Raw genomic sequence first — 14,098 nt, 5'->3', positions numbered from 1 at the left:
AGGTTTTAACTACTGAGTTGCAATTACATATCAAAAATTGATAGTTGTGCTTTGTCTGGAAGACCTGGCAATGAACCTAATTCATCAAGGTATTCAATAACTTTTTGTGATAAACCGGCTTTTTTATTCAAATCTTCTTTAGATAAGAACGGACCTTCTTCACGTGCTTCTACAATACGTTTTGCTACGTTTTCACCTAATCCAGGAACCGCAACAAACGGTGGGATTAGAGTATCTCCTTCAATAATGAATTCAAAGGCTTGGCTTTTTTCTAAACTGATCGGCTGCATGCGGAAACCGCGATGTGCCATTTCATTCATAATTTCCAAGACTGTTAAGACGTCTTTTTCTTTTTTACCAAGTTCCATATATTTAGAATACATATCTTTCACGACACTCTTAATGCCTTCTTTATCTTTAATCATTGTAATTAAATCAAAGTCTGATGCACGGACCGTAAAGTAACTTGCATAGTAATAAAGCGGATAATGTACTTTAAAGTACGCAATACGCACGGCCATTAAGACATAGGCAGCCGCATGGGCTTTCGGGAACATGTACTTGATTTTTTTACAAGAATCCAAGTACCAATCCGGCACGTTGTTCTCTTTCATAATTTCTTCCCATTCTTCTTGCAGTCCTTTACCTTTACGCACAGCTTCCATAATCTTGAAGGCTAATGACGGTTCGAGTCCTGCATACATCAAGTAAACCATAATATCGTCACGACAACCGATAACGCCAGAAAGGTCACATGTACCTGAACGGACTAAGTCTTGGGCGTTTCCTAACCATACATCGGTACCGTGAGACAGACCAGAAATTTGTACCAGTTCTGAGAAAGTCGTCGGTTTAGTATCTTCAAGCATTTGTCTTACGAAGCCTGTACCAAATTCTGGCACACCGAATGTGCCTGTTTTACACATAATTTCTTCTTCCGTAACTCCCAGAGATTCTGGTGTACTGAAGATACGCATCGTTTCTTTATCATCAACCGGTACAGTTTTCGGATCAATACCCGACAAATCTTGCAACATACGGATCATTGTCGGATCATCGTGTCCTAGAATATCGAGTTTCAATACATTATCGTGTATTGAGTGGAAGTCAAAGTGTGTTGTCATCCAAGGTGAGGATTGATCATCGGCTGGATATTGAACTGGTGTGAAATCATAAATATCCATGTAATCCGGCACTACGATAATACCGCCTGGGTGCTGACCAGTCGTACGCTTAACACCTGTACAACCTTTCACTAAACGATCGACTTCTGCGCCACGTTTATGAATACCTTGGTCGTTGAGATATCCTTTCACATAACCGAATGCAGTCTTCTCTGCTACAGTACCAATTGTACCGGCACGGAATACTTTATCCTCACCGAACAATACTTTGGTATAGTTATGCGCTTCAGGTTGATATTCACCACTGAAGTTCAAGTCGATGTCAGGAACTTTATCCCCTTTGAACCCTAAGAAAGTTTCGAAAGGAATATCTTGTCCTTCTTTAATCATTTCAGCGCCGCACTCACATTTCTTATCTGGCAGGTCGAAACCGGAACCGACTGAACCATCATTGAAGAACTCGCTTTTCTTACATTTTGGACAAATGTAGTGAGGAGGAAGCGGATTAACTTCGGTAATCTCAGTCATTGTCGCTACGAAACTGGAACCGACTGAACCACGTGAACCTACTAAGTAGCCGTCATTCAATGATTTTTTAACTAAACGTTGCGAAATCAAATAGATAACCGAGAATCCATTACCGATGATACTTTCAAGTTCTTTTTCTAGACGATCTACTACGATTTGCGGTAAGTCTTCACCGTAAAGTTTATGTGCATTCTTATAACTTAATTCACGTATTTCTTCATTCGCACCATCCATGTGCGGTGTGTACAATTGGTCTTTGATTGGAACCACGCGTTCAATTTTATCAGCTAATGCTTGTGTATTGTCTATTACAATTTCACGTGCTTTTTCTTCTCCTAAAAAGTGAAAAGCATCCAACATTTCGTCAGTAGTGCGGAAATGGGCTTCAGGTAACGTTGAACGGTTCAGCGGATTACCTGGTTGTGAAGCAATCAGAATCTTACGTGCAATCCCATCATGTTCATTGAGATAATGCACGTTGCCTGTAGCTACAATCGGTACATTAACCGCTTCTCCCGCTTTCAAAAGTCTTTCATAAATTTCTTCCATCGTTTTATTATCACGAATCAATTCGCGATCAATCAAATCTTGATACAACGCAGGCGGTTGTACTTCGATATAGTCATAATATTTCGCAATCCGTTCTACTTGCGATTGATCTTTCTGCATTACCGCTGTGAAGACTTCACCTTCATCACAAGCAGTTCCAATCAATAATCCTTCACGATATTCATCCAACAAGGAACGCGGAATACGTGGTGTTCGATAGTAATATGTGACTAAAGATTCACTGACAATCTTAAATAAATTCTTCAAGCCTTCTTGGTTCTGCACTAAAATTGTCACATGACTTGGACGCGCCCGTTTATATGCATCTTCATTAGATAATGATTGGTTGATATCTTTATGGTTCGTTACACCTAATTCTTCTACTTGTTTCAACATTTTAATGAAAATGTATGCTGTGGCTTCCGTATCATAAATGGCACGGTGATGTTGTGTCAGTTCTACGCCATATTTTTTCGCTAAGAAGTTCAAGCCATGCTTACCAAACTCAGTATTGATGGTACGAGATAATTCTAGGGTATCAATCACTCCGTTCGTATAATTACCGAGCCCAGCACGTTCATAGCCTGTATCAATAAAGCCCATATCGAATGATGCGTTATGCGCAACGAAAATCGCATCGCCGACCCATTCTTTGAACTCAGTTAATACCTCGTCAATTTCCGGAGCATCTACTAACATATCATCAGAAATATGCGTTAAATTCTTGATAGTGTCTGATAAACGTTCATGTGGATTACTGAAACGTTCAAATTTGTCTATAATTTCACCATCATGTACTTTAACAGCGGCTAACTCGATGATTTTGTCATATTGGTTTGAAAGCCCTGTAGTTTCAACGTCAAATACGACATACGTTGCATCTTTCAATATACGGTCTGTCGGTTTATAGGCAATCGGTACACCGTCATCTACCAACATACCTTCCATCCCATATAACATTTTAATGTCGTTTTTCTCCGCTGCCGCAAAAGCATCTGGGAAAGCTTGTACCACATTATGATCTGTCACAGCTATGGCTGGATGTCCCCATTTGGCTGCTTGTGCTACATAATCACCGATATTATTAATTCCGTCCATTTGACTCATTGCAGTATGCAGATGCAATTCAACACGTTTATCATCTGCTTTATCTTGTTTAGGTGTTTTTTTGATTTCTTCAATATCTGACATCATCATAACTAAGTCACGCACAAACGTATCTTCTTCAATACGTCCTTGAGCTCTCACCCATTTACCAACACTTAGCGCTTTGAAGTGTTCTAAGTCATCTTTATTCTTACGCGTGAACATTTTAAGCACGAGTGAATCCGTATAGTCTGTGACTTTTAATTCGACAATATGACGTCCACTCTTCAACTCTTTAATATTCATATCGAAGATGACACCTTCGATGGCCACTTTAAATTCTTCTTCGATGATAGATTCAATTGAACGCACGTTGTCCACTTGAATTGGTTTACCGATTTGACATTTTGCGACTGAGCTTTCGTTATTATCTTGTTGTTTCGCCTTTTCAGCTTTCATTTTTTCTAATTTTTCAGTAGCTTCTTTAGCACTTTGTTGATCTTCTTCTTGAATATAAGCTTCAAGCGATGCTAAATCCGCATCTTGACCGTCATTATCTGTTTCAAAGACGATTTTGTTCACATCAAAACCACATTGGCGATAGGCTTTCACTAAACTGCCATTGCAAGCTTTATGAAAATAATCGCGTTCAACGTCATTAGAAACCATTACTTTCAAAACGTCCCCTGACATAATTAGACGTTTCTGTTTCAATTGACCTTTAACTTTAGGTGATAAGCCTGTTTGATCGATACAGTGATTGAAATATTTCATGGCATGTTCATCTTGGTGCATCGTATCTTGAACTTTAAAATGCCAATTCACTGTAGCAATGTCTTTGAATTCTTGGGTCAAAGCATGGGTAAATAATAAATAATCTTCGTGAGATAAGAAATGCGGCAAGGTGATTTGAAAAAGCCATGTGCGTGCTTTTGACGACACATCAATACGTGTTAACTCACTTTGTTCTAATATTTCAGGTTCTAACTGATTCGCAATTTTAATTTGATCAGCTAGAACTTTAAATTTTTCTTGATTTGTCATTGCCAAGACAATTACCACCTTAATGATTGATTAAATAAAATTGTAGAACTGCAGGAATAGAATTACAACTCAATTGTTTTAAGAGGAAGTCAGAGGATTTTTGCAGTACTACTTTTATGAAAAACAGAACCACACTTTTAAATCAGCGCGGTTACGTTACTTACGTTCATTTTTAGAAACTCTTCAATATTATACCAAATTTTCGACCGTTCTAAAAATACTAAAACTATAATAATTGAGCTGTTAACTCTGCAAACACTTTGATGGGTAGGATTACGGTAAAAATAAAAAAAATTTCCGAAACCCTTTTTAAAGAGCTTCGGAAAATGTTTAGTTAAATTTGTGTATATAAGCTATCGATATAAGAGGCTAAGTTTGAAACTTCAACTTCTTCACTCTCGCCGTTATCGCGACGTTTTACTTCTACGATACCTTCATCCGCACGTTTACCGACTACAATACGAATAGGTAAACCGATTAAATCAGCATCATTAAATTTTACGCCTGCACGTTCTTTGCGGTCATCATACAGCACTTCATATGATGATTGCAGTTCAGCATAGATTTTATCGCCTAATTCACGTTGGTCTTCTTTTTTAGGATTAATCGTAATCAAGTGCAAATCAAATGGTGTAACGGATTTTGGCCAGATAATACCATTTTCATCATTATTTTGTTCCACAACGGCACTTAAAGTTCTGGAAACGCCGATACCATAGCAACCCATGATTAATGGTTTTGCTTTACCTTGGTTATCTAAGAATGTGGCATTCATTGCTTCAGAATATTTTGTACCTAGTTTGAAGACTTGTCCGACTTCAATACCCTCTGCGAATTTTGCTTCGCCTGATCCATCGCTTAAAGGTTCTCCTTCTAAGATGAAGCGGAAATCGCCGAATGCTTCAACGTTAAAGTCACGCTCAGGATTTGCATTGATATAATGATAGCCATCTTCATTTGCTCCAATAACTAAGTTCGGTGACGCTTGGACAAAGTTATCTGCATATACTTTGATGCCTTTTTCTTGAATAGGTCCGATTGAACCTGGTTTAGCACCGATTAAATTAATAATTTCATCTTGTGTTGCAAGTTCAATATTATCTGTACCAAAGTATGCTTTCAATTTCACATCGTTGATTTCATGATGTCCACGTACAAGTACGATGATAAATTCGCCATCCACTTTGAAAATCATAGATTTGGTAATTTGTTCTAATGGACGATTTAAATAATCAGCGACTTCTTGAGCAGTGTGTGCATCAGGTGTAGCAACCTTTTCTAGTTCTAATAACTCTTCAGAGCTTTCTTTTGCCTCATAAGGCACTTCTGCCTTTTCGATATTAGCTGCATAGTCGCTATTCTCGCTGTAGACAATTGTATCTTCGCCGATTTCGCTTAGGGCCATGAATTCGTGTGTATGGCTGCCGCCGATTGCTCCTGAGTCTGCAACGACTGGACGTGCGTTGATGCCGGCGCGTTTGAAAATGCGGCTGTATGCGTCGTACATTTGATTGTATGTTTCATCTAATGATTCTTCATCCGCATGGAAGGAATAGGCATCTTTCATGATAAATTCGCGACCACGTAATAAACCGAAACGAGGACGTTTTTCATCTCTGAATTTAGATTGGATTTGGAACAGTGTTAATGGCAATTGCTTGTAGGATTTCACTTCGTCACGTACAAGTGAAGTTACGACTTCTTCGTGTGTCGGACCTAAAGCAAATTGACGTCCGTTTCTGTCTGTCAAGCGCATTAATTCACTTCCGTAAGCATCCCAACGACCTGATTCTTCCCATAATTCAGAAGGTTGTAAAGCAGGCATTAAAATTTCCACTGCATCAATGCGTTCCATTTCTTCGCGTACGATAGCTGTAATGTTGTTAATGACACGTGTTGCTAGCGGCAAGTAACTGTATACGCCACTGGTACTTTGTTTGATTAATCCTGCTTTCAATAATAGTCGATGACTCAAGGCTTCAGCTTCTGCTGGGACTTCTCTCATCGTTGGTATAAATACTTTTGATTGTCTCATAAAACTCAAATCCTCCGTTTCTTATAAGAAATAACGCTGTATGTCATTCCAGGTTACTAATATCATAATTATAATGACGAAAATGGCACCTGCACCAATAATGTATGTTTCTGCTTTCTTATTCACTGGTTTTCTGAATACCGCTTCGTAGAGCACAAAGAGTATGCGTCCGCCATCAAGAGCGGGAATCGGCAATAAGTTCATTAAACCTAAGTTGACACTTAACAGTGCAGTCCAACCTATCAAGTTAATGATACCAGTTTTTACTACAGTATCAACATTATGATAAATACCCACTGGTCCGTTCAACATATCAAAAGAGAATCCGCCAGTGAAAATGCTGCCGATCATACCTACAATAGCTGTGAAAATCAATGTTCCCGCTTGGAAAAATTTAGTAACTCCGGCTGTTAATGGTTCAATCAGCGACGAGTGTTCTGTGGCTGGTTGATAACCCAGTTTATACGCATATTTCGGATTAACTTTGGTACCTTCTTTAACCTTTTTCGGTGTTAATTGTACAGTTTTATTCTTGCCATCTCTTTCATAAGTCACTTTAACCGGTTTATCTTTATTCTTATCTAACGCTTGTTGAACATCATCGAATGAGCTGATTTTATGCGGTCCGATTTGTTCAATTGTATCACCTGCTTTTAATCCCGCTTCTTGTGCAGGGAAATGATCTGCCACTGCTTTAATAGAATGCGTAGGTGTACCTTGATAGTATGCAAGACCTACAAAGATGACTAAAGCTAAAATAAAGTTGAATAAAGGGCCTGCAAATAATGTTAAGAATTTTTGATACGGTTTTTTATGCATAAATTGGCGATTGCGCGGTGCAATTTGTATTAAGCTGCCGCCTTCAACGAAATAAGCTTCCTTCGCAATATAAAAACGATGTCTTTCATCATCATAAGATGTAATACCTTCCACATACATTTTATCTTTGAAATCACATTTTTTTACTTCAATCACTTCTGCTTGTTGGAATTTATGTTGATCATCAAGAATAATGTGTGTAATTTCATCTTTATCATTTAATTTGATTTTGACTGACATGCCTGGTTCTACCGGCACTTCATCTATGCCATCTCCAGCCATTCGAACATAGCCGCCGACTGGTAAGAGTCTAATTGTATATAATGTTTCATTTTTTCTAAAACTAAAAATCTTGGGTCCCATGCCGATAGCAAATTCAGGACACATTATCCCTGCGCGTTTTGCAAAAAACATGTGGCCGTACTCATGAACGGAAACTAAGACACCAAATACGATAATAAAAGCTAAGATAGTAATTATCAAAATGGGCCACCTCTGGTTAAATTTTCATTTCTCAAAAGTTTCAGCGAGGATAAGCAACGCTTTCCATATTGCCCTTCTGAGATATGTAGTGTTGAAAATTTTCAACATAATATATTATATTAATGATATTTTGAATGATGTACAAGCAAAAAGATGAACCTTGCTACAGAAAAGAGGCATGCTGTTCAGCAAACGCATATTTATCTGTTTGCACTTCTCGCATGCCTCGCATTATTAATTTTGCAATAATAAAATATTTAAAAGTGGTAAGACAAACATAAAGCTGTCGAAACGGTCAAGAATCCCGCCGTGTCCAGGTAAAATCTTACCGGAATCTTTAACGCCGAAATGACGTTTAAATCCAGATTCCACTAAATCTCCTAATTGTCCGAACATACTTAAAATAACTGTTACCAGCAATATAATCCAAATATTGAAGTCGAAATCCACGAAGAATTGCATCACCAACGGTACGAGCAGACTGCTTAATACACCGCCGATAAATCCTTCAATTGTTTTATTCGGACTGATGACCGGCCATAGTTTATGCTTGCCGAAACTTCGTCCAAATAAATATGCGCCTGTATCTGTTGTCCAAACCACTAGGAATGCAAATAAGATGAAGGCTAATCCAGCTTCACGTGTTTCGTAAAGATACATAAATCCAATACCTACATATGCTACTGACATTAAGCAAAATGCAGCATCGATGAAACTGAAGCGGTTCTTAGACATAACTGTATAACTTAAAATTACGAAACTCATAATAATGAGTCCTTTTAATTGGACTGCTGCTACCCATGCGCCCAAATCATGAGGCAGCATAATAAGAATCAGCCCGAGTGCACTAATCAGACCTGGAATAGAAATAAACCGAATTTTATTCATATTCAACAGTTCTTTTAATGCGATGAGGGCCAAGATGTATGAGAAATACATCAACAAAGGGCCGCCGATAATTAGTATTGGTAAAAAGATTAACAAGGCTATAATTGCCGTTACCGTTCTAACTCTCATAATATACTCCTATCTCCCTATAATAAGCCACCGAAACGACGTTGTCTTTTCTGGTAAATTTTAATACAATCCATCAGTTCATCTTCGTCAAAATCAGGCCAAAGTTTTTGGTCAAAAATAAATTCACTATAAGAAATTTGCCAAATTAAGAAATTACTAATTCGTTGTTCTCCTGAAGTTCGGATAAGCAACTCCGGATCAGGATACTGACTGGTCATTAAATATTCATTGATTACCTCTTCTGTGATATCACTGCTCTTTTGACCTCGCTCAATCATATCATCAAACATACGTCGAACGCTATCTGTAATTTCTGCTCGACCGCCATAATTAATGGCAAAAATCAGTTTCAATCCATCATTTTGTGCAGTTTTTTCCTTAGCGTGATTAATTGCTTTCATTGTAGAAGCTGGTAAATCATCTGTAAACCCGATTGTTTCGACTTTCACATTACGTTCTATCAATTCCGGAAGAAAAGTTTTTAAGAAATTTACAGGTAAGTTCATGATGTAATTGACTTCTTGTTCAGGACGTGACCAATTTTCAGTTGAGAAGGCGTATAAAGTTAAATATTTTACTCCGATATCATTTGCAGCTCTTGTTATCTTTTTAATTGTTTGCATTCCTTCATAATGCCCTTTGATTCTTGGCATTTTACGTTTCTTCGCCCAACGGCCATTACCATCCATGATAATCGCGATATGTTCGGGTATATTATGTAAATCTAAATCTGAATATGTCCCTTCTGGTTCAGATTGATTTTTATTTTTCAGCTTTTTAAACATGGTCTATCCTCCGAGCTCAATCTATCTCTGTTACATTATAATAGATTATTCATGCAATTATCTATCATTTTATCACACTCGTTAATAGCAATGAATAGAACAATTAAAAAACTGTACCAAAGTCTTAGTTGGTACAGTTTTGGTCACAATATTTTCAACTCATTCAAGTAGATGTGAGATATTATACAGACATGATATCCTTTTCTTTTTCATCTAGTACTTTTTCTACTTCTTTGATTGATTCGTCAGTAATTTTTTGTACATCGTCAGTTCCTGTACGTAATTCATCTTCAGTAATAGCGCCTTCTTTTTCGTCTTTCTTCAAATCGTCATTACTGTCACGACGGATATTACGAATAGAAACTTTCGTGTTTTCACCCATTTTTTTAACGTCTTTAACTAATTCTTTACGACGTTCTTCAGTTAAAGCAGGCACCATGATACGGATAACCTCACCATCACTAGAAGGATTTACACCAAGATTAGCTGCATTGATTGCACGTTCGATATCAGATAAAGAAGTTTTATCATATGGAGATACTACTAATAAACGTGGTTCTGGAACACTGATGCTTGCTAATTGTTGTACTGGAGTAGGCGCGCCATAGTAATCTACTTTCACACCTGCTAACAAGTTAGAGTTAGCACGTCCAGCATTGATTGTAGCTAATTCACGTGACAAACTTTCAATAGACTTTTTCATTCTTGATCTAGTTTCGCTTAAAATGTCGCTCATATTAATACACCTCAAATTTATTTAGTAATTGTAGTTCCGATTTCTTCGCCCATCACAGCACGTTTAATATTGCCTTCTTCAGTAATAGAGAATACATTTAATGGAATATTGTTATCCATACAGAATGAAGCTGCTGTAGAATCCATGATTTGAAGACCTTCTTGAAGCATTTGGATATGAGTCAAATGCTCATATTTTTTCGCATTTTTATCCACTTTAGGGTCAGCTGAATAAACGCCATCTACATTATTTTTACCCATTAAAATGACATCCGCTTCAACTTCAGCAGCTCTCAAAGCAGCTGTTGTATCTGTTGAGAAGTAAGGGTTGCCGATACCTGCCGCAAAAATGACAACACGTTTCTTCTCTAAGTGTCTGATTGCACGACGTCTGATATAAGGTTCTGCAACTTGTTTCATTTCAATAGAAGTTAACACACGTGTGTCGCAGTCTAATTGTTCTAAGCTATCTTGAAGAGCCAATGCATTCATCACTGTTGCTAACATGCCCATGTAGTCAGCTGTACCGCGATCCATGCCAAGATCACTGCCTGTCTTACCTCTCCAGATATTTCCTCCGCCAACGATTACTGCAATTTCACAATCTAGTTCTACAACTTCTGCAATTTGCTTTGCAACGCTTTTAATAATAATTGGATTAATACCAAATCCCTTTTCTCCTGCAAGGGCTTCTCCGCTCAGTTTCAAGACAACGCGATTATATTTAGAAGTTTCAGCCATTTTCCTATCCTCTCTATTGTAAAAATATGTAAGTGATACAAGTAAAGAAGACACAAAAGGTATGTCTGATACAAATGTGTGCATTTATATAGAGATACAAAGGTGTCTTCTTTCTTGTTCAACAACTTAGTAAAATTATTTCATTTGTCCTTTTACTTCGTCAGCAAAGTTTTCTTCACGTTTTTCCATACCTTCGCCTACTTCGTAACGTACAAAGTCAGTTAATTTACCACCTTTAGATTTCAAGAACTGTTCAACAGTTACATCTGGGTCTTTAACGAAGTTTTGGTCAACTGCGCAAATTTCTTGTAAATATTTGCGTAAACGGCCTTCAACCATTTTTTCAACGATTTTTTCTGGTTTACCTTCATTTAATGCTTGTTGTTTTAAAACTTCTTTTTCATGAGAAAGTTCTTCTTGGCTTACTTGGTCAGAAGAAACATATTTAGGGTTGATCGCAGCAATGTGCATAGCAACATCTTTCGCAGCTTCTTCATCAGTAGTACCTTCAACAACAGTTAATACACCAATGCGTCCGCCCATGTGCAAGTAAGCACCGAAAGCATCGTTGTCGCCTTTAGTTCTGATTGCAAAACGACGCAAGCTTAATTTTTCTCCGATAGTTGAGATTGCTTTATTGATACGTTCTTTAACAGTTTCACCTGTAGACATTTTAGTTTCCATTAAAGCATCAACAGATTCTGGTTTAGTTTCAAGAATGTGTTTCGCAAGTTCTTTAACTAATTCTTGGAAACCTTCATTACGCGCAACAAAGTCAGTTTCAGCGTTGATTTCAACGATAACTGCTTCATTACCTTCAACTTCAACATGAGTCATACCTTCAGCAGCAATACGGTCTGCTTTTTTAGCAGCTTTTGCAATACCTTTTTCACGTAGGTAGTCAATTGCTTTATCGATGTCGCCTTCAGTTGCTTCAAGCGCTTTTTTACAATCCATCATACCTGCGCCAGTTCTTTCGCGTAATTCTTTAACTAATTTAGCTGTAACTTGTGCCATTTATTTTTCCTCCATTTATATAACGTAATAATCATTTCAAATATAGTATATCAGTTCTTAATATGAATATAACTCTATTTGCCTTGCTTTAAACTTGCAATATCTGATTATTCATTTATTTTATTACAAATTCATACATACTTTAGTAAATATGCAATGAAAGTTCTTTTATACTTCATAATATTTTAAAAAAAGGAGCTGGGACAAAATAATGTCTCAGCCCCTGTTTCCTGAACTGGCAGTAGCTATCCGAATAGAAAATGCGCTTGTTTCAAGCTGCTTTCTATTCTAGTCAGCTTTGCCGGGGGCGGGACAACGAAATATTTTTGAATATACTATTTCTGTCCCACTCTCCTCTCAGAATTATTCTTAGTTTGATTCAACAGAAGTTTCTTCTTTAACTTCTTCTGCTTCAGCTTTTTCATCTTCATTTAAGTCGATGTTTTGTTCAGCAGCTACTTCTTCATTAGAAACACCTTGTTGTCCTTCTAAAACTGCATCTGCCATTTTACCAGTTAATAATTTAACGGCACGGATAGCATCGTCGTTTGCTGGGATAACGTAGTCAATTTCATCTGGATCGCAGTTAGTATCAACAATACCTACGATTGGGATGTGTAATTTACGTGCTTCAGCAATTGCGTTGCGCTCTTTACGAGGATCAACTACGAATAATGCTTGAGGCATTGATTTCATATCACGAATACCGCCTAAGAATTTGATTAAACGGTCATATTCTTTTTTGATTTCAACTACTTCTTTTTTAGGTAATACTTCGAATAAACCGTCTTCTTCCATTTTTTCAATTTCAGAAATACGTTTTACACGTTTTGAGATTGTTTTATAGTTAGTCAAGATTCCGCCTAACCATCTTTGGTTAACGTAGAATTGACCAGCACGTTCTGCTTCATTTTTAATTGATTCTTGAGCTTGTTTTTTAGTACCTACGAATAAGACTTTACCGCCGTCTTCAGATACTTGTTTGATGAAATTATAAGCTTCGTCAACTTTTTTCACTGTTTTTTGTAAGTCGATGATATAAATACCATTTCTTTCAGTGAAAATATATTTTTTCATTTTTGGGTTCCAACGGCGTGTTTGGTGACCGAAGTGAACACCAGCTTCTAGCAATTGTTTCATTGAAATTACTGCCATGATTAAATTCCTCCAATTTGGTTATTTTCCTCCATAAAAAGCTCGTATAAAAACGACGAAATTACATCGCACCCTCTATACTTAAACTCTTTATGTGTGTTATCGGCTTTATAGCCGTCATTAAATATAACATAATTCATTTTATAAAGCAATATCGAAAACTGAAAGAGATAGAAGAAACTATCAGTTAGATTTTTCCAATTCATCTAAGAATTGTTCTTTTTTAACTTTAATAAATGTTCCTTTCATTCCTAACGAACGAGATTCAATTACGCCGGCACTTTCTAATTTACGCAAAGCATTTACAATCACTGAACGAGTAATGCCTACTCGGTCTGCTACTTTAGAGGCGATTAATAAGCCTTCTTTTCCGCCAAGCTCTTCAAAGATATGTTCAATGGCTTCTCTTTCTGAGTAAGATAAAGAATTGATTGCCATGTTGATTGCTGCTTTATCACGAGCTTCTTGTTCTAATTCACTGTGTTTTTCACGTAAGATTTCCATACCTAATACCGTTGCAGCATATTCGCCTAATACTAAGTCATTATCTGTGAAATCATCAGACACACGTCCTAGTACAAGTGTACCTAGTCTTTCACCGCCGCCTAATACTGGGAAAATTGTTGTTTTGCTATCAATAAATGTGTCTCTGTTTTCAGGAGGGAAAACTGATAAATCATCATCGATACCAATATTAGATATCGTTTGTTTTACGTCCATTAATTTGTCAGTATATGCGCTTGGAATATGACGATCTTCTAGCATTTGATTAATACGGCTGCTTTTCAACAACTCATTTAAGCTATGACCTAAAATTTTCCCTCTGCGTGATACGATAAATACATTCGTTACAGTAACCTCACTAATTTTGCGCGCAACATCTTTAAAGTCTACAGCAATACCTTTATGTTTTTGTAACAGTGTATTTAATTCTCTCGTTTTTAAAAGTAAACTCATTTTTCTTCTCCTTTTATATTTAT

10 protein-coding genes are annotated in these 14,098 nt (G+C 37.1%); all 10 read right to left on the bottom strand.

The features are described from left to right. Window positions 1–23 precede the first annotated feature (23 nt). The 10 genes from CNQ82_RS06350 to codY all read right to left on the bottom strand — a co-directional run bounded on the left by CNQ82_RS06350 (window position 24) and on the right by codY (window position 14,075). Entirely contained in the window at window positions 24–4,331 is a 4,308-nt protein-coding gene (locus tag CNQ82_RS06350; protein ID WP_123145653.1) for a PolC-type DNA polymerase III, read from the bottom strand. A 334-nt stretch (window positions 4,332–4,665) separates the two neighbouring features. Further along, window positions 4,666–6,366, bottom strand: a complete 1,701-nt coding sequence (locus CNQ82_RS06345; protein WP_123144568.1) for a proline--tRNA ligase — start codon at window positions 6,364–6,366, stop codon at window positions 4,666–4,668. A 21-nt stretch (window positions 6,367–6,387) separates the two neighbouring features. Further along, complete coding sequence (rseP, locus tag CNQ82_RS06340) at window positions 6,388–7,668, bottom strand: RIP metalloprotease RseP (RefSeq protein WP_123144567.1); 1,281 nt, start codon at window positions 7,666–7,668, stop codon at window positions 6,388–6,390. 234 nt (window positions 7,669–7,902) lie between these two features. Then, a complete protein-coding gene (locus tag CNQ82_RS06335; RefSeq protein WP_123144566.1) occupies window positions 7,903–8,685 on the bottom strand; it encodes a phosphatidate cytidylyltransferase in 783 nt (260 codons plus the stop codon). Between the two features lie 17 nt (window positions 8,686–8,702). After that, on the bottom strand, window positions 8,703–9,470 hold the full coding sequence (locus tag CNQ82_RS06330; protein ID WP_123144565.1) for an undecaprenyl pyrophosphate synthase: 768 nt from the start codon (window positions 9,468–9,470) through the stop codon (window positions 8,703–8,705). Window positions 9,471–9,651: 181 nt separating this feature from the next. After that, window positions 9,652–10,206 (bottom strand): ribosome recycling factor, encoded by a 555-nt coding sequence (gene frr / locus CNQ82_RS06325; protein ID WP_123144564.1) that lies wholly within the window; start codon window positions 10,204–10,206, stop codon window positions 9,652–9,654. Window positions 10,207–10,223: 17 nt separating this feature from the next. After that, window positions 10,224–10,946, bottom strand: a complete 723-nt coding sequence (gene pyrH, locus CNQ82_RS06320; protein WP_095105635.1) for a UMP kinase — start codon at window positions 10,944–10,946, stop codon at window positions 10,224–10,226. A 135-nt stretch (window positions 10,947–11,081) separates the two neighbouring features. After that, window positions 11,082–11,963 carry a translation elongation factor Ts gene (tsf, locus tag CNQ82_RS06315; protein WP_123144563.1) on the bottom strand — a complete coding sequence of 294 codons (882 nt, stop codon included), beginning with the start codon at window positions 11,961–11,963 and terminating at the stop codon, window positions 11,082–11,084. Window positions 11,964–12,332: 369 nt separating this feature from the next. Beyond that, a complete protein-coding gene (gene rpsB / locus CNQ82_RS06310) occupies window positions 12,333–13,118 on the bottom strand; it encodes a 30S ribosomal protein S2 (protein WP_123144562.1) in 786 nt (261 codons plus the stop codon). A 183-nt stretch (window positions 13,119–13,301) separates the two neighbouring features. Then, window positions 13,302–14,075: a GTP-sensing pleiotropic transcriptional regulator CodY gene (gene codY / locus CNQ82_RS06300; protein ID WP_095105643.1), complete on the bottom strand. Its 774-nt coding sequence runs from the start codon at window positions 14,073–14,075 to the stop codon at window positions 13,302–13,304. Window positions 14,076–14,098 lie beyond the last annotated feature (23 nt).

It is taken from the genome of Staphylococcus debuckii, from assembly GCF_003718735.1.
Classification (GTDB): Bacteria; Bacillota; Bacilli; order Staphylococcales; family Staphylococcaceae; genus Staphylococcus; species Staphylococcus debuckii.
This window is presented reverse-complemented; position numbering and strand designations above follow the sequence as displayed.

Excerpts from the sequence above, each read along its gene's own strand:
- CNQ82_RS06335 (WP_123144566.1), bottom strand. The coding sequence starts at position 8,685 with ATGAGAGTTAGAACGGTAACGGCAATTATAGCCTTGTTAATCTTTTTA.
- tsf (WP_123144563.1), bottom strand. The coding sequence starts at position 11,963 with ATGGCACAAGTTACAGCTAAATTAGTTAAAGAATTACGCGAAAGAACT.
- CNQ82_RS06350 (WP_123145653.1), bottom strand. The coding sequence starts at position 4,331 with ATGACAAATCAAGAAAAATTTAAAGTTCTAGCTGATCAAATTAAAATT.
- rpsB (WP_123144562.1), bottom strand. The coding sequence starts at position 13,118 with ATGGCAGTAATTTCAATGAAACAATTGCTAGAAGCTGGTGTTCACTTC.
- pyrH (WP_095105635.1), bottom strand. The coding sequence starts at position 10,946 with ATGGCTGAAACTTCTAAATATAATCGCGTTGTCTTGAAACTGAGCGGA.
- CNQ82_RS06345 (WP_123144568.1), bottom strand. The coding sequence starts at position 6,366 with ATGAGACAATCAAAAGTATTTATACCAACGATGAGAGAAGTCCCAGCA.
- CNQ82_RS06330 (WP_123144565.1), bottom strand. The coding sequence starts at position 9,470 with ATGTTTAAAAAGCTGAAAAATAAAAATCAATCTGAACCAGAAGGGACA.
- frr (WP_123144564.1), bottom strand. The coding sequence starts at position 10,206 with ATGAGCGACATTTTAAGCGAAACTAGATCAAGAATGAAAAAGTCTATT.
- codY (WP_095105643.1), bottom strand. The coding sequence starts at position 14,075 with ATGAGTTTACTTTTAAAAACGAGAGAATTAAATACACTGTTACAAAAA.